23 protein-coding genes (1 of these 23 running past the window's edge) are annotated in these 22,920 nt (G+C 70.4%); 17 read left to right on the top strand and 6 right to left on the bottom strand.

Annotated features, from left to right (window positions below):
* Positions 1–84: 84 nt before the first annotated feature.
* The gene (locus ACSHV8_RS28875; protein ID WP_436520621.1) at positions 85–1,017 is read right to left on the bottom strand and encodes a LysR family transcriptional regulator; all 933 of its coding nucleotides are present in this window, start codon (positions 1,015–1,017) and stop codon (positions 85–87) included.
* A 110-nt stretch (positions 1,018–1,127) separates the two neighbouring features.
* Here ACSHV8_RS28875 and ACSHV8_RS28870 point away from each other — a divergent pair, with 110 nt between their 5' ends.
* The 5 genes from ACSHV8_RS28870 to ACSHV8_RS28850 are packed head-to-tail and all read left to right on the top strand — an operon-like array spanning position 1,128 to position 6,251.
* Positions 1,128–2,258 carry an FAD-dependent monooxygenase gene (locus ACSHV8_RS28870; protein ID WP_436520619.1) on the top strand — a complete coding sequence of 377 codons (1,131 nt, stop codon included), beginning with the start codon at positions 1,128–1,130 and terminating at the stop codon, positions 2,256–2,258.
* Positions 2,259–2,282: 24 nt separating this feature from the next.
* Positions 2,283–3,224, top strand: coding sequence for a VOC family protein (locus ACSHV8_RS28865; RefSeq protein WP_436520617.1), 942 nt, complete (start codon positions 2,283–2,285; stop codon positions 3,222–3,224).
* A 2-nt stretch (positions 3,225–3,226) separates the two neighbouring features.
* On the top strand, positions 3,227–4,147 hold the full coding sequence (locus tag ACSHV8_RS28860; RefSeq protein WP_436520615.1) for a fumarylacetoacetate hydrolase family protein: 921 nt from the start codon (positions 3,227–3,229) through the stop codon (positions 4,145–4,147).
* The gene (locus tag ACSHV8_RS28855; protein WP_436520614.1) at positions 4,147–5,289 is read left to right on the top strand and encodes an alpha/beta hydrolase family protein; all 1,143 of its coding nucleotides are present in this window, start codon (positions 4,147–4,149) and stop codon (positions 5,287–5,289) included. The genes ACSHV8_RS28860 and ACSHV8_RS28855 overlap by 1 nt, the downstream gene beginning before the upstream one ends.
* On the top strand, positions 5,286–6,251 hold the full coding sequence (locus ACSHV8_RS28850; RefSeq protein ID WP_436520612.1) for a cyclase family protein: 966 nt from the start codon (positions 5,286–5,288) through the stop codon (positions 6,249–6,251). The genes ACSHV8_RS28855 and ACSHV8_RS28850 overlap by 4 nt, the downstream gene beginning before the upstream one ends.
* A 121-nt stretch (positions 6,252–6,372) precedes the next feature.
* Here the strand turns inward: ACSHV8_RS28850 and ACSHV8_RS28845 are convergent, their stop codons facing one another.
* Positions 6,373–6,687 (bottom strand): DUF3817 domain-containing protein, encoded by a 315-nt coding sequence (locus ACSHV8_RS28845; protein ID WP_436520610.1) that lies wholly within the window; start codon positions 6,685–6,687, stop codon positions 6,373–6,375.
* A 136-nt stretch (positions 6,688–6,823) separates the two neighbouring features.
* Here ACSHV8_RS28845 and ACSHV8_RS28840 point away from each other — a divergent pair, with 136 nt between their 5' ends.
* Positions 6,824–7,354: a LuxR C-terminal-related transcriptional regulator gene (locus ACSHV8_RS28840; RefSeq protein ID WP_436520608.1), complete on the top strand. Its 531-nt coding sequence runs from the start codon at positions 6,824–6,826 to the stop codon at positions 7,352–7,354.
* Between the two features lie 76 nt (positions 7,355–7,430).
* On the top strand, positions 7,431–7,637 hold the full coding sequence (locus ACSHV8_RS28835; RefSeq protein ID WP_436536938.1) for a hypothetical protein: 207 nt from the start codon (positions 7,431–7,433) through the stop codon (positions 7,635–7,637).
* On the opposite strand, the gene ACSHV8_RS28830 is transcribed toward ACSHV8_RS28835, so the two are convergent.
* Positions 7,585–8,367 (bottom strand): SAM-dependent methyltransferase, encoded by a 783-nt coding sequence (locus tag ACSHV8_RS28830; RefSeq protein ID WP_436520606.1) that lies wholly within the window; start codon positions 8,365–8,367, stop codon positions 7,585–7,587. The two genes, ACSHV8_RS28835 and ACSHV8_RS28830, sit on opposite strands and share 53 nt — an antisense overlap.
* 82 nt (positions 8,368–8,449) lie before the next feature.
* Between ACSHV8_RS28830 and ACSHV8_RS28825 the strand changes: the two genes are divergently transcribed.
* Together ACSHV8_RS28825 and ACSHV8_RS28820 are read left to right on the top strand one after the other, a co-directional pair.
* Entirely contained in the window at positions 8,450–10,756 is a 2,307-nt protein-coding gene (locus ACSHV8_RS28825) for a PAS domain S-box protein (RefSeq protein ID WP_436520604.1), read from the top strand.
* Between the two features lie 36 nt (positions 10,757–10,792).
* A complete protein-coding gene (locus ACSHV8_RS28820) occupies positions 10,793–12,883 on the top strand; it encodes a glycoside hydrolase family 15 protein (protein ID WP_436520602.1) in 2,091 nt (696 codons plus the stop codon).
* On the opposite strand, the gene ACSHV8_RS28815 is transcribed toward ACSHV8_RS28820, so the two are convergent.
* Both ACSHV8_RS28815 and ACSHV8_RS28810 read right to left on the bottom strand, forming a co-directional pair.
* The gene (locus ACSHV8_RS28815; RefSeq protein WP_436520600.1) at positions 12,847–13,608 is read right to left on the bottom strand and encodes an excalibur calcium-binding domain-containing protein; all 762 of its coding nucleotides are present in this window, start codon (positions 13,606–13,608) and stop codon (positions 12,847–12,849) included. The genes ACSHV8_RS28820 and ACSHV8_RS28815 overlap by 37 nt on opposite strands.
* Before the next feature lie 129 nt (positions 13,609–13,737).
* Positions 13,738–14,304, bottom strand: a complete 567-nt coding sequence (locus ACSHV8_RS28810; protein WP_436520598.1) for a hypothetical protein — start codon at positions 14,302–14,304, stop codon at positions 13,738–13,740.
* Positions 14,305–14,410: 106 nt separating this feature from the next.
* Here ACSHV8_RS28810 and ACSHV8_RS28805 point away from each other — a divergent pair, with 106 nt between their 5' ends.
* Both ACSHV8_RS28805 and ACSHV8_RS28800 read left to right on the top strand, forming a co-directional pair.
* Complete coding sequence (locus tag ACSHV8_RS28805; RefSeq protein WP_436520596.1) at positions 14,411–15,199, top strand: SAM-dependent methyltransferase; 789 nt, start codon at positions 14,411–14,413, stop codon at positions 15,197–15,199.
* A 102-nt stretch (positions 15,200–15,301) separates the two neighbouring features.
* Positions 15,302–16,291, top strand: a complete 990-nt coding sequence (locus tag ACSHV8_RS28800; RefSeq protein WP_436520594.1) for a malate dehydrogenase — start codon at positions 15,302–15,304, stop codon at positions 16,289–16,291.
* A 54-nt stretch (positions 16,292–16,345) separates the two neighbouring features.
* Here the strand turns inward: ACSHV8_RS28800 and ACSHV8_RS28795 are convergent, their stop codons facing one another.
* Positions 16,346–16,687 carry a cupin domain-containing protein gene (locus ACSHV8_RS28795; RefSeq protein WP_436520592.1) on the bottom strand — a complete coding sequence of 114 codons (342 nt, stop codon included), beginning with the start codon at positions 16,685–16,687 and terminating at the stop codon, positions 16,346–16,348.
* A 126-nt stretch (positions 16,688–16,813) separates the two neighbouring features.
* On the opposite strand from ACSHV8_RS28795, the gene ACSHV8_RS28790 reads away from it, so the two are divergent.
* The 6 genes from ACSHV8_RS28790 to ACSHV8_RS28765 all read left to right on the top strand — a co-directional run.
* Positions 16,814–17,872 carry a sporulation protein gene (locus ACSHV8_RS28790; protein WP_436520590.1) on the top strand — a complete coding sequence of 353 codons (1,059 nt, stop codon included), beginning with the start codon at positions 16,814–16,816 and terminating at the stop codon, positions 17,870–17,872.
* Between the two features lie 658 nt (positions 17,873–18,530).
* Positions 18,531–19,553 carry an ABC transporter substrate-binding protein gene (locus ACSHV8_RS28785; protein ID WP_436520588.1) on the top strand — a complete coding sequence of 341 codons (1,023 nt, stop codon included), beginning with the start codon at positions 18,531–18,533 and terminating at the stop codon, positions 19,551–19,553.
* The gene (locus ACSHV8_RS28780) at positions 19,550–20,347 is read left to right on the top strand and encodes an ABC transporter ATP-binding protein (protein ID WP_436520586.1); all 798 of its coding nucleotides are present in this window, start codon (positions 19,550–19,552) and stop codon (positions 20,345–20,347) included. The genes ACSHV8_RS28785 and ACSHV8_RS28780 overlap by 4 nt, the downstream gene beginning before the upstream one ends.
* Positions 20,340–21,158, top strand: coding sequence for an ABC transporter permease (locus ACSHV8_RS28775; protein WP_436520584.1), 819 nt, complete (start codon positions 20,340–20,342; stop codon positions 21,156–21,158). Before ACSHV8_RS28780 ends, ACSHV8_RS28775 begins: the two co-directional genes overlap by 8 nt.
* A 16-nt stretch (positions 21,159–21,174) precedes the next feature.
* Complete coding sequence (locus ACSHV8_RS28770) at positions 21,175–22,071, top strand: TauD/TfdA dioxygenase family protein (RefSeq protein WP_436520582.1); 897 nt, start codon at positions 21,175–21,177, stop codon at positions 22,069–22,071.
* 2 nt (positions 22,072–22,073) lie between these two features.
* A protein-coding gene (locus ACSHV8_RS28765; RefSeq protein ID WP_436520580.1) for an LLM class flavin-dependent oxidoreductase crosses the window boundary here: on the top strand, positions 22,074–22,920 show its 5' portion. The gene runs 488 nt beyond the window's last position; the window shows 847 of its 1,335 coding nt (coding positions 1–847); it begins with the start codon at positions 22,074–22,076; its stop codon lies beyond the right edge, outside the window.

Raw genomic sequence — 22,920 nt, 5'->3', positions numbered from 1 at the left:
GGTGGCCCAGGTCACATCCGGCTGGCCCTGAATATGGTCAGACGGCCGGTCATCACGGAAGCCCGTATCCGCTGATGGCCGGCATCACCCGGTCTTATGGCGCAGTGGCGCCGCGGCGCCCAGGATCAGGTCGCGGAACCAGGCGTGGGCCGGGTCGTTGCGGTACATCGGGTTCCACCAGAACGCCTCGGCCACCGGGACCACGTCGAACGGGCAGTCCAGGATCCGCACCCCGGTGACGGGGGCCAGCAGCCGGGCCAGGCGTTCCTGGATCAGCGCCACCCGCCGTGTCCCGGCGACCAGGAACGGCATCTGCGCGAACCCGTCGACGACCACGTCGACCCGTGCTTCGATGCCGAGCATCCGCAGCTGCCGGGCGGCCGGCGCGAACGCGGTGGGCCGGTCGAAGACCACCACCCACGGCAGTGTGCCCAGCTCTTCCAGGGTGAGTGTCGCCCCGACGGTCGGGTGGTCACCGGACACGATGCACACCCAGCGGTCCTCGAACAGGTCCAGGTAGGGCAGTTCGGTGACGAAGCCGTGCGGGATGACGAGGCCGTCGGCGGCGCGCAGCGTGTCGGCGACGTGGTCGACCGCGTACGGCGTCGTCTGTTCCAGCCGCAGCCGCACGCCCGGCGCGAGTTCCGCGAGTTGCCGGGCCAGCAGCGGGCCCAGGATCGTGGCCGCGTAGTCGGAGATGACGAGGGTGAATTCGCGGTCGAGCCGGGACGGGTCGAAGTCGGGGGTCGAGTCGAAGACCCGGCGCACGCCGGCCAGGGCGGGCCCGGTCAGCACGGCGACGCGTGCGGCCAGCGGGGTCAGTTCGTACCGGTTGCCGATGCGGGTGAGCAGCGGGTCGCCGAAGTGCCGGCGCAGCCGGGCCAGGGCGCCGCTGACCGCGGGCTGGCTGACGCCGAGCTGTTCGGAGGTGCGGGTCACGTTCCGCTCGCGGAGCAGGGTGTCGAGCGTGACCAGCAGGTTGAGGTCGAGATTGGCCAGCACCCGGTCGACCGCCACGGCACCACTATAAGCCGGACCGATGACCGGCATCACCAACTCGACCTTCCGTAATACCACCGGCTCCGGCGACAGTGGTCCCAGTCACATGAAACGGGAGGGAAACCGCCGTGCCAGCAGTTCGTAACGTTCTGATCGTCGGTGGTGGCGTGGCCGGCGCCGCCACGGCGATCCTGCTCGCGGAGCGGGGAGTCGCGGTCGACCTCGTCGATCTCCGACCCGAGGTCGCCGCCCGGGGCTCCGGGATCACGCTGCAGGGCAACGCGCTGCGCGTGCTGCGTGAACTGGGCGTCTGGGATCAGATCAGGGCCGAGGGGTACGCGTTCGACACGCTCGGCCTGCGCGCCCCCGACCCGGCGGGCACGCTGATCGCCGAGCTCACCGACCTCCGCACCGGCGGCCCGGACCTGCCCGCGACCCTGGGCATGTACCGCCCGACGCTGGCCCGGATCCTGATCGGGCGGGCCGGGAAGGCCGGCGCCACTGTCCGGTTCGGGACGCGACCGACCACGCTGGTCCCGGTGGGCGACGCGGTCACGGTCACCTTCGACGATCAGACCACGATGACGTACGACCTGGTCGTCGGGGCCGACGGGCTGCGTTCGTGGACCCGGCGGGCGGTCGGGATCGACGCCGAGCCGCAGCCGGTCGGCATGGGCATCTGGCGGACCTTCACCGGGCGGCCGGATTCGATCACCCGGACCGACCTGTTCTACGGCGGTCCGGCCTACATCGCCGGGTACTGCCCGACCGGCCCCGACAGCACATACGCGTACCTGGTCGAGGGCGTGCGCGACCGGTCCGGTCTCACCCCGGAGGAGGCGCTGGCGACGATGCGGGAGCTGGCCGGGGCGTACCACGGGCCGTGGGACGACATCCGCGAGCGGCTGACCGATCCGAGCCGGGTCAACTACACCGCGTTCGAGAGTCACGTCCTGGACGGGCCGTGGAACCGGGGGCGGGTCGTGGTGATCGGCGACGCCGCGCACAGCTGCCCGCCGACCCTCGCGCAGGGCGCCGCCCAGGCCCTGGAGGACGCGTCGGTGCTGGCCGAGCTGCTGCTGCGCGAGGACAGGGTCACCGACGGACTGTGGTCGGAGTTCACCGCGCGCCGCCTGCCGCGCGCCACCGAGGTCGTCGAGGCGTCCCGGCAACTGTGCCGCTGGCTCCTCGATCACGAGCGCGGCGACGTTCCCGGCCTGATGGCGCGGATCTCGCACCTCGTGGCCGAGCCGGCCTGATCCGGAGAGAGTGAGGAGAGAGACGTGAACGACGAACGACTGATCACCCACCTGCGGCACGTGGATCTGGCCGTGCCCGACTACGACCGGCAGCTCGACTTCTACACGACCATGTGGGGGCTGGACGCCGAGACCACCGACGAGGGCCTCGCGTTCCTGGCCGCGGCCGGCTCGCCCGAGCAGTACTCGGTGCGGCTGCGCAAGGCCGACGAGAAGCGCCTGGACCTGATCGCTTTCGGCGCCGCGAACGAGACCGACGTGAACGCGCTCGCCGAGCGGCTCGGCCGTGCGGGCGTGAAGCTGATCAGCGAGCCCGGCACGCTGCGGACTCCGGGCGGCGGTTACGGATTCCGCTTCTTCGACCTGGACGGCCGTACCGTCGAAGTCTCTTCCGATGTTGCGGTGCGGAAGCACCGCCGGGTGGAGGAGGGCGAGTCCGTCCCGGTCAAGCTCTCGCACGTGGTGATCAACTCGCCGGACCCGGAGGCGACCGTCGCCTTCTACGACCGGCATCTGAACTTCGCGCTCTCCGACACGCTGATGCATCCGCGGATGGGTTCGATGATGTGGTTCCTGCGGACCAACCGTTGGCACCACAGCCTCGCGATCGCCCGCGGCCCGCACGTGTCGCTGCACCACGCGTCGTTCGAGATGCGCGGGATCGACGAGTACATGCGCGGGACCGGCCGGTTGTTGCGCGGCGGCGTCGAGAAGGTGTGGGGCCCGGGCCGGCACCTGGCCGGGAACAACACCTTCAGCTACTTCCTCGACCCGCACGGGAACACCGTCGAGTACACCACCGAGCTAGAGGAACTCGACGAGGACACGTGGCACCCGCACCTGTACGACTTCTCCGACCCGTCCGTGAGTGATCAGTGGGGGACGGCCAACCCGATGAACGAGTTCGTCGCCCGGCAGTCGTTCAACGACCCGGACCGCGGCGTCTTCGTCGCCCCGCCGGTGTAAGCATGAAAATAGCCACTTATATCGATAAAACCGGCATAAGGGCCGGTGTGGTCCGGGACGGGTCGATCTTTCCGTTCGTCGATGACGTCGACGTGCTGGAGGTGATCAGAAGCGGTCCGGTCGATGTTTCCAAGATCGGCACCCGGCTTGATGACGTTCGGCTTCTGGCGCCGCTGACACCCACCTCGATCCGGGACTTCGTCACGTTCGAGGAGCACGTCGAGGGGGTCCGGCGCAGCATCGACGGCGCGGCCGGCGTGCCCGAGGCCTGGTACGACGCGCCGACGTTCTACTTCACCAACCCGCATGCGATCTACGGGCCGGGCGACGACATCCCGTTCCCGGCGGCGTCGGTGGCGCGTGACTTCGAGTTGGAGGTCGCCGCCGTCGTGGGCCCGGGACAGACCATTTTCGGTTACACGATCTTCAACGACTGGTCGGCGCGGGACCTGCAGAGTCGCGAGATGCGGGTGAGCCTGGGACCGGCCAAGGGCAAGGACTTCGCCTCCAGCCTCGGGCCGTGGATCGTGACGGCGGATGAGCTGGATCCGTACAAAATCGATGGTTTTCTTGATCTTCGGTGTGTGGCCGAGGTGAACGGCGTCGAGGTCGGGCGGGACCTGCTCAGCAACATGGGCTGGACGTTCGAGGCGATGCTGGCCTACGCCGCCCGGGACAGCGTGGTGCGGCCGGGGGACGTGCTCGGGTCGGGGACCGTGGGCAACGGCGGGTGCCTGGCCGAGCTGTGGGGTCGCAGCGGGACGCAGGATCCGCCGCCGCTGCGCGACGGCGACGAGGTGACGCTGACGGTCGAGGGGATCGGGCGTCTGACAAATCGGGTCATGTCCGGTCTGAAAGCGGCGGCACTGCCGCCGGTTCGCCGCCGTGACCAGGCGAAAGCGCGAAGCGAAAGGCAAGGCTGATGTTCGAGTACTTCCCCGGCAACTACGTCTGGAACCTGGGCGTGGTCGCCACCCTGAACAGCGGTGGCCTGATCGACGAGGTCGACCGCGCTTGCCGCCCGATCCGCGAGCTCGGCGCGCAGGGCGCGGACGTCGGGACCAGGGAGTTCATGGCTTCCTGGGCGGCCGTCGCGGAGGATCTGGCCACGCAGGCGGCGGCCGACGAGCGGGCCGGGCACCTGCGCACCGCGGGTCAGAAGTATCTGCGGGCCACGAACTATCTGGCCCAGGCCGAGCGGATGCAGAGCGCCAAGTCGCCCGACCGGCGGGCGTTCTACCAGCGCCTGCTCGACCTGCAGCAGAAGGCGTTCGACCTGATCGACCCGGCCACGACCCGGGTTGCGGTGCCGTTCGAGGGGGCGCTGCTCCCGGCGTACTTCACGAAGGCGCCGGTGGACGGGCCGGCGCCGACGATCATCCTGTGGAACGGGCTCGACTCGACCAAGGAGCACATGTATTCGTCGGGATTCGCGCACGAGTTGGCCGCGCGCGGCATCCACACGCTGATGGTCGACTGCCCGGGCAGCGGCGAGGCGCTGCGGTTCCTGGGGCTGACGTCGCGCGTCGAGACCGAGGACTGGGCTGCGGCCTGCGTCGACCACCTGCTCACGCGCGATGACGTCGTTCCCGGAAAAATCGGGCTGGTCGGGTGGTCGCTGGGCGGCTACTACGCACCCCGCGCCGCCGCGTTCGAGAAGCGGCTCGCGCTCTGCGTCGCCTGGGGCGCCAACCACGACTGGGGCGCGGTGCAGAAACGGCGGCTCGACCGCGAGGGCGAGAACCCGGTCCCGCACTACTGGGACCACGTGCTCTGGGTGTGGGGCGAGACCGATCTGGACACCTTTGTGAAGAAGGCGGAGGCGGTCAACCTGGACGGTGTCGTCGAGAAGATCACCGTGCCGTTCCTGATCGTGCACGGCGAGAACGACCGGCAGATCCCGCTGGAGTACGCGCATCGCTCCTACCAGCAGGCGGTCAACGCGCCGCGGCGGGACCTGCGGATCTTCACGGCGGCCGAGGGCGGGGCCGAGCACATCGGGCTCGACCACTTCGCGCACGTGCAGGCGTACATCGCGGACTGGATCACGGACGTGCTCGCATGATCGACCGCACGGATCCGGAGGGCGCCATCGCCGCGGCCACGAAGCGGTGCTCGAACTGGGGGCGGTGGGGGGCCGACGACGTACGGGGAACGATGAATTTCCTGACCCCGGCGCACCGGGCGCACGCGGCGAGCCTGGTGCGGCGCGGGGTCTCCTTCTCGCTGGCCCAGTCGTTCGACGCGAACGGGCCGCAGAAAGGCTGGCGGCGACGCACCAACCCGGTGCACACCATGCTCGACACCGGCACCGACGCGGTCGCCGGCGTGCAGGGGTTTCCGCACGGGCTCGGCGGCGCCGACGACGTGATCGCCATGCCGCTGCAGTGCTCGACGCAGTGGGACGGGCTCGGCCACATCTTCGACCACGGCCGCGCGTGGAACGGCCGGCCCGCCGAGAAGGTGGTGACCAGCCTCGGTGACGGCGTCACCGGCATCGAGACGGTGGCGTCGGTGATCGCCGGGCGCGGGGTGCTGCTCGACGTCGGGCGCGCTCTCGGCGCTGACGGCGAGCTTCCGGATGGCTTCGCCATCACGGAGAAACACCTGGTGGAGACCATCGCTCGGCAGGGCGCCGGGTCGGCTGTGGGGCCGGGCGACATCATTCTGGTACGGACGGGGCAGCTCACCCGCGTCCGCCGCGACGGCTGGGGTGACTACGCGGGCGGTCCGGCGCCCGGACTGTCGTTCACCACCGCGGACTGGCTGCACCGCACCGAGATCGCCGCGATCGCGACCGACACGTGGGGCTTCGAGGTGCGGCCGAACGAGTTCGACGACGCGTTCCAGCCGTTGCACCAGGTGGCGATCCCGCACATCGGTCTGTTCCTGGGGGAGATGTGGGACCCGGACGAGCTGGCGGCCGACTGCGCGGCCGACGGGGTCTACGAGTTCTGGCTGACCGCGGCGCCGCTGCCGATCACCGGGGCCGTGGGCAGCCCGGTCAACCCGATCGCGGTCAAGTAGCGGCCCGATCGCGGGCCGGCCCGCGGCCGGAAAAAGGGGCGCGCCCGGGTGGACGCGCCCCTTTTCCGTGGCGGAGCACAGGCGGTGGCGGCCGCCCAGCGCGCTCCTGTTCCGTAAAGCCTCAGGCCGTCGCGGTGGCCGGTGCCGCGGCCGGGCGGCGCTTGGACACCCAACGTTCGAAGATCAGTGTGGTGAGCGGCGGGATCGACGCGGCCAGCGCGAACGCGGTCCGCCACAGCGACCACCGCTCGGCCCGGGCCACCCAGAACGTCGCCACCAGGTAGGCCACGAACAGGGCGCCGTGCACCCGCCCGAAGAGCCACACGCCGGCGTCGGTGGTGTGCGAGACGTGCTTGAGATACATCCCCACCAGCAGTCCGGTCCACGAGAACGCCTCGGCGACCGCGGTCACGCGGAACACCCGGAACGCTTCCACCCGACACCCCTTCCAAGATTCTCAGACCCCGGACGGTACGGACCCGAAGTTGAGTGTTTCCTGGCAGCCGCGACCGGGCCGGGTCATCCGGGAGGTGTGGATCACACCGGGACAGGCAAGATCTACATTCTCGGGCATGTCGCTGCAAACGCATCGAAGCCACATCAGGGCCGTTGCGCAATGGCCGGTGCTGGCACCGCACCTCCAGGAGATAATCGAGTCGCTCGCCGCCGGTGAGACCGCCCGTGAGATGGCGGCTCGCCTCTACATCTCGCCGAACACCGTCAAGTCCCGCCTGCGGACGCTCTACCAGCAACTCGGCGCCCGCGATCAGGCTCATGCCGTGGCCATCGGCTTCCGGATCGGGGTGCTCCGCGCGGCCGGTGAGGCCGAGCCCGGCCCCGACCGGCAGCCGGTCATGATCGGCACGCTCGACCCGGACAGCCTCCGCGACACGATCGCCGACCTCACCGCGCTGCTGCGCATCGTGGAACGGGTCCGGCAGCTCGACGGCGGTCACCTGCCCGACCTGCTCCGTCAGGTGGGCGAACTGGCCAGCCGGCCACACCAGGATCCACGGGGCGCACTGGCCCGGATCGCGGCGATAGCGGCCGAGGCCGGATTCGGCGCGGATGAGACGGGCGCGGATCCGGGTTCCCGACAATAATGGACCGGTGGGTGACCGTCCGGCAGAGCGGATGCGACCGTGTCGTCGCTGCGGTCACCCGACCCGGGTGGATCGCATGGTCCAGGGCTACGGGCGCAACTGTGCCGCCCTGCTCGGCCTGATCGGCGGCTCGGTCGACACCGGCCACGCCGGGCCGGACCTGTTCGACCTCCTCGAGGTGGAGCCCGAGGACTGCTGCGACGGGTGGGACCGGCCGGCCGACCGCGATCTCATCGCCGGCGGCCGACGCCCGTCAGGACCATGGACGACGCCGAGTCGCTGAGCTGCTCGACCCCGCCGTCCGGATGCCAGCCCGACCCGCGCACCACGCCGGGCTCGACCAGCTCCCACCCGTCGAACAGCGCGGCGAACCGGGCCTCGTCCCGCGGCACGAACGGTGTTCCGGCCCGGCTGTACAGGTCGGCCACCCGATCCACGGCCTCCGGGTCCAGCCCGCCGCTGGCGTGCGAGACCGCGAGCAGACTGCCCGGCGCCACCGCCTCGCGGTAGCCGCGCAGCGTCGCGTCGAGCACCGGCCCCTCGGGGATGAAGTGCAGCACCGCGAACATCAGGATGCCGATCGGCCGTTCCGGGTCGATCACCGCGCGCAGCTCCGGATCGTCGAGCACCGACGCCGGATCCCGCAGGTCAGCGTTGACCACGACGGCCCGGTGCTCGTCGCCCAGCAGCTCACGGGCGTAGAGGACGGCGGTCGGGTCGACGTCGACGTAGGCCACCCGGGCGTCCGGGTCGGCCGCGAGGGCCACCTCGTGCACGTTCCCCTCGGTCGGGATGCCGGAGCCGAGGTCGACGAACTGGCGCACCCCGCCGGCCACGGCCCAGCGCACCACCCGGTGCAGGAACGCGCGGTTGGCCCGGGCCAGCGCCGCCATCTCGGGGACGATCTCCATGATCCGGGCCGCCACCGACCGGTCCACGGCGAAGTTGTGCGTGCCGCCGAGGAAGGCGTCGTACACCCGGGCGGAGCTGGGCCGGTTCGGATCGATGCTCACAATCTCCGACGATGCCCGGAAAATGGGGATTTCATGCCCGGAATTTCGGAAAATTGATAGTTTGGGGAGGGAGGGGACGGCCGTGGAGTCACGCATCGAGCTGACGGGGCTCCTGGTCGACACCGCCCCGGACGCGATCATCATCAGCCGCGCCGACGGCGTCATCACCATCGCCAACCGCCGCGCCCACGACATGTTCGGCTACCCGCCCGGCCGGCTCGTCGGCGCCTCCATCGACGAACTGGTCCCGGACGACGTACGCCCGGGTCATCCCGACCAGCGGGCCGGTTACCTGGCCGCCGAGCACCCGCCGCTGCGCCGTCTCCCGCTGCGCGGGCGCCGCCAGGACGGGACGGTCTTCCCGGTCGAGGTGTCACTGTCCGGGGTCACCGTGCCCGGCGTCGAGACGTACGTGACCGCCGTCCTGCGCGACGACACCACGCAACGCCAGGCGGCGGCCAACCGCGCGCTGCTCGCCTCGGTCGTCCAGTCCTCGCACGACGCCATCGTCACGGTCGACCTGAACAACCGGGTCCTGTCCTGGAACCCGGGCGCCGAACTGCTCTACGGCTTCACCGCCGAGCAGATGATCGGCGCCCCGATCGACGAGATCATCCCGCCCGACCGGCGGGCCGACGAGGAGCAGATCCGCCGGCTGGTCCGGATGGGCGGCCGGGTCGACCGCTACCGCTCGCTGCGGCTCACCTCGGCCGGCCAGCCGGTGGCCGTCGCCATGCTGATCTCGCCGCTGCTCGACGAGCACGGCCTGCTGGTCGGCACCACCAGCACGGCCCGCGACATCAGCGAACGGGAACGCACCGAGGCCCGCGTGCAGGCGATCCTCGACGCCGCGCCGGACGCGCTGCTCGGCGTCGCCGAGTCCGGCGAGGTGGTGCTGGTCAACGCCGAGGCCGAGCGGCTGTTCGCCCACCCCCGGCACGACCTGATCCACATGGCGGTGGACCGCCTGCTGCCGGACGGGCTGCCCCCGGTCTCGGCGATCCTGCGCACCGGCGAGTCGGCCACCCCGCTCGACACCGAGCGGACCGAGGACGGCGAGCAGCGCTGGGCCAAACGCCGGGCCACCCGCAGCGACGGCGCCGAACTGCCGGTCGACATCGCGGTCAGTGCGCTACACACCGACACCGGGGTGATCACCGTGGCCGCGGTCCGGGACATCACCGACCGGCTGGCCGCCGAGGCCGAACGGCGCCGGCTGCGCGAGGAGACCGACCGGCAGAAGCTCGAAGCCCGGATGCAGCAGGCCCAGCGCCTGGAGAGCCTGGGCCAGCTGGCCGGCGGCATCGCCCACGACTTCAACAACCTGCTCGCGGTGATCGTCAACTACGCGGCGTTCATCATCGAGGACGCCGCCGGCAGCTCGGCCGCGGCCGACGCCGAGCAGATCGCCCGGGCCGCCCGGCGCGGCAGCGACCTCACCCATCAGCTGCTCGCCTTCGCCCGGCGCGAGGTGATCCGGCCCCGGCCGCTCGACCTCAACGTGGTGGTCACCGAGGTGCACCAGATGCTCGAACGGTCCCTCGGCGAGCACATCACCCTGACGGTACGGACCACGGCCGCGCTGCCCGCGGTGATGGCCGACCCCGGCCAGCTGGAACAGGTGCTGGTCAACCTCGCGGTCAACGCCCGCGACGCGATGCCGACCGGCGGGCGGCTCACCATCGACACCGCCGACGTCCGCGTCGACGCCGAGCACTCGGCCGCCCGGGCCGGTCTCAGTCCCGGCCACTACCTGCGGCTGCGTGTCTCGGACACCGGCACCGGCATGCCCAAGGAGGTGATCGACAAGGCGTTCGAGCCGTTCTTCACCACCAAACCGAGCGGCCAGGGCACCGGCCTCGGACTGGCCACCGTGTACGGCATCATCACGCAGGCCGGCGGCACCGTGCAGATCTACTCCGAGCCGGGCATCGGCACCACGTTCACGATCCTGCTGCCGGTCACCGACGTCCAGGCGCAGGCGGCGACCCCCGAGGAGAGCGACGAACGGCTGACCGGGCACGGCGCGACCGTGCTGGTCGCCGAGGACGAGGACGCGCTGCGCGAGGTGACCTGCCGCATCCTCAACCGGGGCGGGTACACGGTGCTGGCCGCAGGCGGGGGCGAGGAGGCGCTCCGGCTGGCCGACCAGAACAGCATCGACGTGCTGCTCACCGACGTGATCATGCCCGGGATGCTGGGCAAGGACCTGGCCGACGCGGTGACCACCCGCTACCCCCGGACCAAGGTGCTGTTCATGTCCGGCTACGCCCAGCCGGTCCTGACCAACCACGGCACGCTCGCCGCCGACGTGCACCTGCTGGAGAAGCCGTTCACCAGCGCCGAACTGATGCGCGCCCTGCACGACGAACTCCAGACCAAGCCCTGACTGTTATCTTCGTCGATATCTGGGTATGCGGCCGTCATGGCGTACCGGAGAATCGGCCGGGTCCTCGCGACCGCCCTGATCGGTCTCACCCCGCAGGTCCTCGCTCCCGGGGGCTCGGCTCCGGGCGCGCCCGGCGTCGACCAGCAGTATCTTCCGGCCGACAAGACCGGCCTGATCACCGCGGCCGGGACCGCGAGCCGGATCTGGGCGACCGTGCAACGCACCGGCGGTCTCGGCGAGATCTTCTACCCCGACCTGGGAACGCCGAGCGCGCGGGCGCTCAGCTTCGTCGTCACCGGCCCCTCGGGCCCGGAGACCGCGGCGTCCGTGGACACCACCCTGGCCGACGACCGCAGTCTGAGTTTCCGGCAGCGGCTGGCCGGCCCGTCCGGGCGGTGGCGGCTCGCCCTCTCGTACGTGACCGACCCGCACCGGGCCACCGTCCTGGCCGACGTGGATTTCACCGCCCGCCCGGGCTACCGCCTGTACGCCGTCTACGACCCGGCGCTCGGCAACAGCCGCGCCGGTGACGCCGGCCGCACCTCGGGCGACGCGCTGCTGGCCGTCGACGGGGACGTGGCCAGCGCCTTCGTGGCCTCGCCGGGGTTCCGGACGACGTCCAGCGGCTACTCCGGGACCAGCGACGGCCCGGACGCGAGGTACACCTCGGCCGCACCCGGCTACCTCGTGCAGACCGGCCGGCTGACCACCGGGCACACCACGCTCGCACTCGGTTTCGGCCCCTCCGAGAGCGCCGCGCTCGCCGGCGCGCGGGCCGGACTGCGCCGCGGATTCGCCCCGGCCGCCCGCGAGTACGCCGAGGGCTGGCACGGTTACCTGCGTGGCCTGCACCGTCCGCCGGCCGTCGCCGACCGCACGCTCTGGCAGGCGTCCGCGATGGTCCTGGCCGCCTCCGAGGACAAGACCCACCGCGGAGCGTACGTGGCCGCGCCCGGCTCGCCGTGGGCGTTCGGGCGCGACGATCCGTCCGGCCCGTATCACCTGGTCTGGTCCCGTGACCTCTATCAGATCGCCACCGGGCTGCTCGCCGCCGGCGACCGGGCCGGGGCCGGACGGGCCCTGGACTACCTGTTCACCGTGCAGCAGAAGGCCGACGGCTCGTTCCCGCAGAACTCGCGGCTCGACGGCACCCCGGTCTGGGACGGCCTGCAACTCGACGAGGTCGGGCTGCCGATCGTGCTCGCCGACCAGCTCGGCCGGACCGACGCGGCGACCTGGGCGCACGTGCGGAAGGCGGCCGACTTCCTGACCGGTTTCGAGCGCGACGGCCACCGCGCGCCCTGGAGCCCGCAGGACCGCTGGGAGAACCAGTCCGGATACTCCCCGGCCACCATCGCGGCGGAGATCGCCGGATTGGTATGCGCGGCGTCGATCGCGGAGAAGAACCAGGACCATGCTTCCGCCGTACGGTATCTGACCGTTGCCGATCAGTGGCGCGCGAACGTCAAGGCCTGGACCGTCACCAGTACCGGGACCTACTCCGAGCAGCCGTACTTCCTGCGCCTGACCAAGGACGGGAAGCCGGACGTGGGCACCACGTACGACATCGGCGACAGCGGCCCGTCCGGGGTCGATCAGCGCCGGGTGGTGGACCCCGGATTCCTGGAGCTGGTCCGGCTCGGGATCCTCCCGGCGTCCGACGCCGACGTCCGTACCTCGATCGGCGTGGTCGACGCTCAGCTCGCGGCCGGGCCGTACTGGCACCGGGCGTCGTTCGACGGCTACGGCGAGAAGGCCGACGGCGGCCCGTGGGACTACCCGCTCCCGGCCGACTCGCTGATCACCCGCGGCCGGGCGTGGCCGCTGCTCAACGGGGAACGCGGCGAGTACCTGCTGGCCGCCGGCGCCAAGGGCGGCGCCCGGGACCAGCTCAGGATCCTGGCCGCCGCGGCCGGGCCGAGCCGGATGCTGCCCGAGCAGGTGTGGGACCAGTATCCGCCGAACCGCCCGCTGGGCACACCGAGCACCTCGGCGACCCCGCTGGCCTGGGCCCACGCCCAGTACCTGCGGCTGGCCGCCGACCTGGCCGCCGGCCGCGTCCTGGAACGCCCGGCGGTGGTGGCCGGCCGCTACTCGCAGACCACCCCGTCCTTGTCGCGGTCCTGATACCAGTCGTACTCCGGGTCCTCGCCCTCGGTGTACGGCCCGTACCCGGCCTTCTTGGCCGCCGCGCAGGTCGAGAACCGCGGATCGGTGCCGCCGGTGTCGGGTTCGTCGTCCACCACCGGCTCCTCGTCGGTGCCGTCGGACTCGCAGGCGATGCCGTCGCCGTCCCGGTCCAGCGCCTTGCGGTAGCCGGGGTCGCTCTTGCGCAGGTCGGACTCGCCGGCGTCGAAGACGGCGTCACAGTTGGTGTAGTAGACCGGCTTCACCGTGGTCCTGACCGGCGTGGGCTTGGCCGTCCTGGTGGCCGGCGCCGTCGTGGTGACGGTGGGCCGGGCCGACTGCGTGACCGCGACCGGCGGCGCCGACGCGGCCACCTTCTCGGTGGTCACCACCACCGACGGCGTCTCCGAGGCGGCGGCGTTCGTCGTCGCCGGCTTGGTCGAGTCCGGCGCGAGGATCGACACCCCGCACGCCACGATCGCCGAGATCCCGACCACGCCGAGCATCACCTTGTCGAGGGTCAGCTTCTTCTTCGGCGCCGGGGGACGGGGCTGCCCGGTCGCGGTCGGCGGGTAGGCCGGCCCCGGCATGGCCGTGGTCGGCGGATAGGCCTGCCCCGGCCCCGGGGGATAGGCCGGACCCGGCCTCACCGGAGGCCCGGGCATCCCCGGATGCGGCGTATCGGACGGCACGGCCCACGGGTCCTGCGGAGGCGGCAAACTCACAGCGAGAGCCTGATGTCCGAATCCGCCCATCACCACCCGCCGATCGGTCCGTACCCACCGCGCGAGTCGATCCCCGCCCTGACCGAACGGTCCACTCACCCCGATCGATCGACCGGGGCGCGCGACCGATCATCCGCCCGGGAGCGACCCGGGCCGGCCGGGCGAGAGGTCCGGGCTCGGCGACACCGGGACGCTGCGGGCCGACGGCGCGATCGTCGCCCCCGGTTCCTGTTCCGGCGGGCCGGAGGTGAGCATCCCGAGGCAGCCGCAGATCGCCAGCACCAGCGCCACGATCACCAGCACCACGGCCAGCGCGAGCCCCGGGTACCGCTGCGGCGGCGGCCCGAGCGCCCCGCGCAGGAAGGCCAGCATCGGCGCCCGGTACTCCAGCTCGGCGGTCTTGCCGGGCAGCGCGACCACGGTCGTCTCGGCCACGCCGATCCGGGACGGCAGCAGGTACGGAATGTGCACGTGCACGTGGTGCTCCCCGAGCGCGACCGGGGTCGTCACCCGCCCCCAGCTCGCCGGCACGTTCTTCCCGTCGATCTCCAGCACCGGGGTGAAGAGTCCGAGCACGAAGGCGAGCGGCGCGTATCGCATGGTCACCGCGATGGTCGCGCCGCCGTCGCCGCGCGCCGGATCGAGCGGCGGGAAGCCGGGGGAGAAGGGCCGATAGGGCGGCGCCAGGATGGCCACGCTGCACCTTTCCTCGAAGTCCGCCGATGCAGGATATGCCCGCGGGGCCGGAGTAGGAAAACCCTTCGCGTCCACAGTGGAGATATCGACCGGGTTAGGATGAGTCATGACGAGCGACCGGGTGGATCAGCACACCGTCTCGCCGGCCCGCCGGTGGAACTACTGGCTCGGCGGCAAGGACCACTACCAGGTCGACCGTGACTCCGGCGACGAGATCGCCCGGATCTACCCGGCCGTCTGGACGGCCGCGCGCGAGGGCCGCGCCTTCCACAACCGGGCCGTCCGGCACCTGGCCGGTGCGGCCGGCATCCGCCAGTTCGTCGACATCGGCACCGGCCTGCCGGCGCCCGACAACACCCACGAGGTGGCCCAGGCGATCGCGCCGGAGGCGAAGGTCGTCTACGTCGACAACGACCCGATGGTCCTCGCCCACGCCCGCGCGCTGATGATCGGCGGCTCGACGACGTATGTGGATGCCGACCTGCGCGACCCGGAGAAGATCGTCCGCGCCGACGGGTTCGCCGCGACGATCGACCCGGCCCGTCCGATCGCGTTCCTGCTGATCAACGTGTTGCACTTCCTCCACGACGACGAGCAGGCCGTCGGCGTGGTCCGTGCCCTGCTGGCCGGCGCCGCGCCGGGCAGTTTCCTGGTCGCCACGCACGGCACGGCCGATTTCGTCCCGCCGGAGGTCTCGGCGCGGATCGCGGCGACCCAGCCGAGCGGCCCGGCCGCGCTCCGGCCGCGCAACCAGGCGCAGTTCAGCGCGTTCTTCGACGGGCTGGAGCTGGTCGAGCCGGGGGTCTCGCCGGTCAGCGACTGGCGGCCGGAGTCGCCCGAGCGGCCGGAGCCGATCGAGACCTCGACCTGGGCGGCCGTGGGACGGAAGAAGTAACGCGTGAGGTCACACGCGTAGGCATCCGCGTCATCGTCCCGTAACGCGAGGACTAGAGTCCGGTTCGGGTGCCGAAATGCCTCAACCTCGGGAGACAAACTCATGACTAAGACACCGGTCACCGTCACCGTGACGGGCGCAGCCGGCCAGATCGGCTACGCGCTGCTGTTCCGCATCGCCTCCGGCCAGCTGCTCGGCGCGAACGTACCGGTCCGCCTGCGCCTGCTGGAGATCCCGGCCGCCACCAAGGCCGCCGAGGGCGTCGCGCTCGAGCTCGAGGACGGGGCCTACCCGCTGCTCGACGGCGTCGACGTGTTCGACGACGCCAAGGCCGCGTTCGACGGCGTCAACGTGGCGCTGCTGGTCGGCGCCCGCCCGCGCACCAAGGGCATGGAGCGGGGCGACCTGCTCGAGGCCAACGGCGGCATCTTCGGCCCGCAGGGCACCGCGATCAACGCGGGTGCCGCGTCCGACGTGCGCGTCCTGGTCGTCGGCAACCCGGCCAACACCAACGCCCTGATCGCCCAGCAGCACGCGCCGGACGTGCCGGCCGACCGCTTCACCGCGATGACCCGGCTCGACCACAACCGCGCGCTCGCCCAGCTCTCCAAGAAGCTGAACGTGCCGGTCGCCGAGCTGCGCAAGGTGACGATCTGGGGTAACCACTCGGCCACGCAGTACCCGGACGTCTTCCACGCCGAGGCCGCCGGCCGCCCGGTCAAGGACCTGGTCGAGCAGGCCTGGCTGGCCGACGAGTTCATCCCGCGGGTCGCCAAGCGCGGCGCCGAGATCATCGAGGTCCGGGGCGCGTCCTCGGCCGCGTCGGCCGCGTCGGCCGCGATCGACCACGTGCACACCTGGGTCAACGGCACGGCCGAGGGCGACTGGACGTCGGCCGCGATCGTCTCCGACGGCTCCTACGGCGTGCCCGCCGGCCTGATCAGCTCGTTCCCGGTCACCGCCAAGGACGGCAAGTGGGAGATCGTCCAGGGTCTGGAGATCAGTGAGTTCTCCCGCGGCCGCATCGACGCCTCGGTCGCCGAGCTCCAGGAGGAGCGCACGGCCGTTCAGGGCCTCGGCCTGATCAAGTAAATTTCAAGATCAAAGGCCGCTTATTCCGTACGGGATAAGCGGCCTTTGTCGTTTCTAAAGCCCCGTCACGTAGAGTTTGCGCAGCGGCTCGGAGACCGTCCAGACGGTCTTGGTGCCCTCGGCCAGGCGGACCAGGTCGCCCGGCCCCACCTCGAACGTCGCGCCACCGGTCTCGATCGTCGCGCGCCCGGCGAGCACCAGGAACGCCTCCTCGGCCTCGACGTCGCGGACCGCGCCGGCGCTCATCTCCCAGACACCGACCTCGACGCCCGGCCCGTCGAGCGTGGTGACCGTGACCGCGCCGGTGGTCGGCGTGCCGGCGACGACGTCGGCCGGGTCACTCGATGCGTGGACAACGGTGACATCGGCGAGGCGGTGAATCGAGACTGGGTCCATGAGCTTGCACGATAGCCGTACGCTGCTCTGCAAGATTGGCTGGTGGGGGCGCTCTCAGGGACCTTCCAGCCGGCCTTGTTAATTTTCCGAGGGACCTGGGCTAGCAGGACTTATAGAGAGGGCATCGTGGTCTTCAAAAAGCTGTTGGGCGCCATGGGAGTGGGCGGCCCGAGCGTCGACACCGTGCTGGCCAACCCGAGCACCTATCCGGGGGCCCCGCTCACCGGTCACGTCAACCTGACCGGTGGCACGCAGGAATCGGACATCGAGCACATCACGCTGGCACTGGTCACCCGCATGGAGGTGGAGAGCGGCGGCAGTGACTACTCGACCACCGGCGACTTCTACCGGCTGACCGTCTCCGGCCCGATGCGGCTGCACCCGGGCCAGCAGCTGTCGATCCCGTTCCGCATCGACATGCCGTGGGAGACCCCGATCACCACCGCCTACGGGCAGCCGCTGCGCGGCATGGTGATGGGCGTGCGCACCGAGGTGTCGATCGCGCGGGCGCTGGACAAGAGCGACCTCGACCCGGTCTACGTGCACCCGCTGCCGATCCAGCAGAAGATCCTGGACGCGTTCAACCAGCTCGGTTTCCGCTTCAAGTCGGCCGACCTGGAGCACGGGCAGATCTACGGCGTCCACCAGACGCTGCCGTTCTACCAGGAGATCGAGTACTGGCCCGCCTCGCAGTACGCGCACTCGGTCAACGAGGTCGAGCTGACGTTCGTCACCAGCCCGCACTCGGTCGAGGTGGTCCTCGAATTCGACAAGCGCGGCGGCCTGTTCCACAGCGGCCAGGACACGTACGGGCGCTACTCGGTCTCGCACCACGACGCCGACACCACCGACTGGCGTGCGGTCGTCGACGGCTGGGTCCGTCAGGCGGTCGACCACCACAAGTCCCGCCCGGGCTACGGTGCCCCGCACGGCGGCCACGGGGCGTACGGTGCTCCCGGCTACCCGCCGCCGCCCCCGCCCGGTTACGGGCACGGCGCGCCGGCCTACGGGCACGGCGGTCACGGTGGCGGTTACGGGCACCACGGCCACTACCGGGGTGGGCACGGCGGTCATGGCGGCAGCGGCATGGGCGGCGCGATCCTGGGCGCGGTCGGCGGTCTCGCGGCCGGCTACGTGATCGGTGAGGCCGTCGAAGAGGTCTTCGAGGACTTCGGCGACGACTGACCCGCGACCCTCCCCTCCGGCGCCGCCGGCGGTCATGGTGACCGCCCGGCGCCGGGCGGGACGCCGCGGCCGGTCGGCACCACCCGGCGTCGGCGCGGTCCCGATCGAACAGCGCCGTCCCCCGGCGCCGATCGACCAGGGCTGCCCGGCGCAGCGCTGCTCGGCAACCCCGCGCGGCCGGCCTGGCGCCGGTCGACCAAGTCGACCGATGAGGTCGATGGGGGAGATTTGATCGAGAAAGTCGACTGACAAATCGGACTGTCCGAAAGGGCGGGAGCGTACACGCGCTCCCGCCCTTTCGCGTTTCCGCAGGTCAGCCCAATGCTCTGAGGTATATCCCACTCAACCTATGGGAAATACGTGTGTTCTGAGTCACAAAGAGGCTGACGCGGCGTCGCCGGGCGTTTACGTTCGTGGACATGAAGCGAAACAAGCGCCTGACGCGGCGTCGCTTCGTCGACTTCCTCCGGGTGTGCACCTGCTCCTGTTGAGGCGGTGACGGCGAAGCGCCACGGCCCGCCGCCCCACACCCTCCCGCAGCCCCGGCCCCGCATCGACGCGCGGTCGCGCGGCTGTGTCCGTACGCCGAAAAGCCTTTGAATTTCCGGCGGCCCTTTTCGCGGGCCGTCCGTTGAATGCTGCCATTGAGGAGATTTCTGTGCCCACTCGTCGCAACGCACTCGCCGGCCTTCTGGGCGGCGCTTTCCTGACCGCCACCGGACTCTCGGCATGCGGCAGCAGTGAGGCCTCGGCCGCCGGCGGCCAGGTGAAGGAACTGCGATATCAGGGCAGCGTGGGCTCCGTGACCCTGCCCGAACTCGCCGCCGACCTCGGTTTTCTGGGTGACCTGACGCTCAAGTGGATCGGCAACACGATCAGCGGCCCGCAGGACATTCAGGCCGCCACCACCGGTGACGTCGACTTCGGCGGCGCATTCAACGGCGCCATCGTGAAACTGGCCGCCAACGGTGCCCCGATCACCGCCGTCATCGGTTACTACGGCGTCGACCAGGACACCTACACCGGCTATTACGTGCTCGACGGCAGCCCGATCAAGACCGCCCGCGACCTCATCGGCAAGAAGATCGGCGTCAATACCCTGGGCGCCCACCACGAGGCGGTCATCAAGACCTACCTGGCCAAGAACAATCTGACCGACGCCGAGATCAAGCAGGTCGAACTGATCGTCGTGCCGCCGGTCAACACCGAGCAGTCGGTGCGGCAGAACCAGATCGACGTCGGCGCGCTCGGCGGCGTCCTGCGCGACAAGGCGATCGCCCGCGGCGGCGTCCACCCGCTGTTCAGCGACTTCGACCTGCTCGGCAAGTTCACCGCGGGCAGCTTCATCTTCCGCAACGAATTCCTCAAGAAGAACCCGGACACCGTCAAGACGTTCGTCTCCGGCGTCGGCAAGGCCATCGAATGGGCCCGGACCACACCCCGCGAACAGGTCATCGCCCGTTTCCAGGACATCGTGACCAAACGCGGCCGCAACGAGGACAGCTCCACGATCCAGTACTTCAAGAGCTACGGCGTCGCCGGCACCGGCGGTGTTATCGCCGACGCCGAGTTCCAGACCTGGATCGACTGGCTGAGCCGGGCCGGCGAACTGAAGAAGGACATCAAGGCCACCGATATCTTCAGCAACAAGTACAACTCGTACGCGGGTGGCGCCGCATGACCGCCAAGATCGTCTTCGAGAACATCGGCAAGGAGTTCCGGGCCCGCGGGACCACGGTCACCGCCCTGCAGGAGATCAACCTGGACGTCCAGGACGGCGAGTTCCTGGTCATCGTCGGTCCCAGCGGCTGCGGCAAGTCCACCCTGCTCGACCTGCTCGGCGGCCTCGCCGAACCGACCAGCGGCCGCATCCTGGTCGACGGCAAGCAGGTCACCGGCCCCGGACTCGACCGCGGCGTGGTCTTCCAGCAGTACGCGCTGCTCCCGTGGCGCACCGCCCAGGGCAACGTCGAATTCGGTCTGGAGGCCAAGCACGTGCCCCGCCGGGAACGGGCCGAGCGGGCCCGCGAATACCTGGACCTGGTCGGCCTGGCCGGCTTCCACGACCGCTACCCGCACGAACTCTCCGGCGGCATGAAGCAGCGCGTCGCCATCGCCCGCAGCCTCGCCTTCGACCCGGACGTGCTGCTCATGGACGAGCCGTTCGCCGCCCTGGACGCACAGACCCGCGACGGCCTGCAGGACGAACTGCTCAAGATCTGGGAGAAGACCGGCAAGACCGTCGTCTTCATCACCCACGGCATCGAAGAAGCGGTCTACCTGGGACAACGCGTCGCGGTGATGACCTCCCGGCCCGGGCGGATCAAGCAGGTCGTCGAGATCCCGCCCCTCGAACAGAGCGACGACGTCCGCTCCGACCCGCAGTTCGCGCACTACCGCCACGAGATCTGGACGCTGCTGCGCGACGAGGTCAGCAAGGCCCGTACCGAGGAACTGGAGGCCACCCGTGTCTAGCTCCACGCTGGTCGCTCCGAAGACCGTGGCCGTTCCGGTGCAGGCCCGCCGGATCGCCCGATTCTTCGGGAACGCCATCACCCGCAGCGTCGCGATCCTCGCGCTCGCCCTCATCTGGGAGATCTTCCCCCGGCTGGGCGTGGTCGACTCGACCTTCCTCCCGCCGCTCTCCGAAGTCCTGGTCGCCTGGTGGGACCTGGCCCGATCGGGCGAACTGTGGGAACACACCCAGGCCAGCCTGACCCGCTCGCTCGTCGGTTTCGCCCTCGCGATCGTCGTCTCGATCCCGCTCGGCCTGCTGATCGGCTGGTACAAACCGGTCGCCAATCTGCTGACCCCGCTCCTCGAAGTGTTCCGGAACACGGCCGCCCTGGCCATCCTGCCGGTCTTCGTGCTGATCCTGGGACTCGGCGAGACATCAAAGATCGCCATCATTCTGTACGCCTGCGCCTGGCCCATTCTCCTGAACACGGTGAGCGGCGTCCGGACCGTCGACCCGCTGCTGATCAAATCGGCCCGCTCGCTCGGACTCGGCCCGCTCAGCTTGTTCCAGAAAGTCGTCCTGCCCGCCGCCGTGCCCACCATCTTCACCGGCATCCGGCTGGCCGGGGCGTACTCGATCCTGATCCTGATCGCCGCCGAAATGGTCGGCGCCAAAGCGGGACTGGGCTACCTCATCAATTACGCGCAGTACAACTTCGCGGTCCCCGACATGTACGCCGGAATCATCACCATCTCCGGCATCGGCCTCATCGTGAACCAGCTTTTGATCCTCACCGAGCGCCACTTCTCGACCTGGCGTACCAACTAATCAGAAAGGGATTCCCATGAGTATCGACATCCAGCGCATCGGTGGCCGGATCGGCGCTTCCGTGACCGGCATCGACCTGAAACAGCCGATCGCCGAGAGCGACGCCAAGGAGATCCACAACGCGCTCGTCGAGCACAAGGTGCTCGTCTTCCGCGACCAGCACCTCGACGACGACCAGCACCAGCGCTTCGCCGGCCTCTTCGGCGAACTGACCCTCGCGCACCCGACCGTCCCGTCCGTCGACGGCCAGGCCAACGTGCTCGAAGTCGCCGGCGGCGAGGGCGCCCGGGCCAACGCCTGGCACACCGACGTGACGTTCGTGGTCGCCCCGCCCAAGGCGACGACGCTGCGGAGTCTGGTCATCCCGCCGTACGGCGGTGACACGCTCTTCTCCAACACCAGCGCCGCCTACTTCGACCTGCCCGAACACCTGCGCGTGCTGGCCGACCGGCTGTGGGCCGAGCACTCCAACGAGTACGACTACGCCGAGCACCCGCAGTTCCGCTCGGCCGAGGTCGACGACTACCACAAGGTCTTCGTCTCCACCCGCTACCGCACCGCCCACCCGGTCGTCCGCGTCAACCCGGACTCGGGCAAGCCGAACCTGTTCATCGGCAACTTCGTCACCGGCATCCTCGGCCTCTCCAAGACCGAGTCCCGGGACATCCTGCGCCTGCTCCAGCACTACGTGACCCGCCCCGAGAACACCCTGCGCCACAAGTGGCAGGTCGGCGACCTCGTCGTCTGGGACAACCGCAGCACCCAGCACTACGCCGCCGACGACTACGGCGACCTGGACCGCAAACTGCACCGCGTCACCGTCGCCGGAGACGTCCCGGTCGGCACCGACGGCACCAAGAGCTACATCCTCGAAGGCGACGAGGCCACCCACTACACCCCGCAGGTGCAGTGACCATGGCTCGTGAACTGCACCTCAACGCGTTCCTGATGAGCGTCGGGCACCACGAGGCGGCCTGGCGGCTGCCCGAGACCGACCCGCACGCGGACATCGACGTCGAACACTTCAAGAACCTCGCCCGGATCGCCGAGCGCGGCAAACTCGACTCGGTCTTCCTGGCCGACGGCCCGGTGCTCTGGGATCAGGTCGGGCGCCGCCCCTCCGGCGTCCTCGAACCGACCGTCCTGCTCACCGCACTGGCCGGCGCCACCTCGCACATCGGCCTGATCGCGACCGCGTCGACCACCTACAACGAGCCGTACAACCTGGCCCGGCGCTTCGCCTCGCTCGACATCGTCAGTGGCGGCCGGGCCGGCTGGAACATCGTCACCACGGCCGGCCTCGACGCCGCCCGCAACTTCAACCTCGACCACCTGCCCGCCCACAAGGAGCGCTACGAACGCGCCGCCGAGTTCGTCGACGTCTCGCTCAAGCTCTGGGACTCCTGGGACGACGACGCCGTCCTGGCCGACAAGGAGAACGGCGTCTGGGGCGACGACGCCAAGATCTACCCGGCCGCCCACGAGGGCCGGTTCTACCAGGTCGCCGGGGCGCTCAACGTTCCGCGGTCGGCGCAGGGTCACCCCGTACTGGTGCAAGCCGGCTCTTCCGAGAACGGACGGAACTTCGCCGCCGAGTACGCGGAAGCCGTCTTCACCGCCCACCAGACCCTCGCCGACGCCCAGGAGTTCTACGACGACCTCAAACGGCGCGCGGCCGAACACGGCCGCGACCCCGACCACGTCAAGATCCTGCCCGGGATCGTGCCGGTCATCGCCTCCTCCACGGCCGAAGCCGAGGAGA

It is taken from the genome of Actinoplanes sp. HUAS TT8 (assembly GCF_051380535.1).
GTDB lineage: Bacteria > Actinomycetota > Actinomycetes > Mycobacteriales > Micromonosporaceae > Actinoplanes.
Note: the sequence above shows the minus strand (reverse complement) of the source record. Positions and strands in the feature narration are given on the sequence as shown.

Bases quoted from the DNA above. Each gene is read 5' to 3' on its own strand.
- ACSHV8_RS28820 (WP_436520602.1), top strand. From the start codon at position 10,793: ATGGCGTACCGGAGAATCGGCCGGGTCCTCGCGACCGCCCTGATCGGT.
- ACSHV8_RS28860 (WP_436520615.1), top strand. From the start codon at position 3,227: ATGAAAATAGCCACTTATATCGATAAAACCGGCATAAGGGCCGGTGTG.
- ACSHV8_RS28855 (WP_436520614.1), top strand. From the start codon at position 4,147: ATGTTCGAGTACTTCCCCGGCAACTACGTCTGGAACCTGGGCGTGGTC.
- ACSHV8_RS28795 (WP_436520592.1), bottom strand. From the start codon at position 16,687: ATGGACCCAGTCTCGATTCACCGCCTCGCCGATGTCACCGTTGTCCAC.
- ACSHV8_RS28805 (WP_436520596.1), top strand. From the start codon at position 14,411: ATGACGAGCGACCGGGTGGATCAGCACACCGTCTCGCCGGCCCGCCGG.
- ACSHV8_RS28770 (WP_436520582.1), top strand. From the start codon at position 21,175: ATGAGTATCGACATCCAGCGCATCGGTGGCCGGATCGGCGCTTCCGTG.
- ACSHV8_RS28840 (WP_436520608.1), top strand. From the start codon at position 6,824: ATGTCGCTGCAAACGCATCGAAGCCACATCAGGGCCGTTGCGCAATGG.
- ACSHV8_RS28850 (WP_436520612.1), top strand. From the start codon at position 5,286: ATGATCGACCGCACGGATCCGGAGGGCGCCATCGCCGCGGCCACGAAG.
- ACSHV8_RS28780 (WP_436520586.1), top strand. From the start codon at position 19,550: ATGACCGCCAAGATCGTCTTCGAGAACATCGGCAAGGAGTTCCGGGCC.
- ACSHV8_RS28835 (WP_436536938.1), top strand. From the start codon at position 7,431: ATGGTCCAGGGCTACGGGCGCAACTGTGCCGCCCTGCTCGGCCTGATC.
- ACSHV8_RS28800 (WP_436520594.1), top strand. From the start codon at position 15,302: ATGACTAAGACACCGGTCACCGTCACCGTGACGGGCGCAGCCGGCCAG.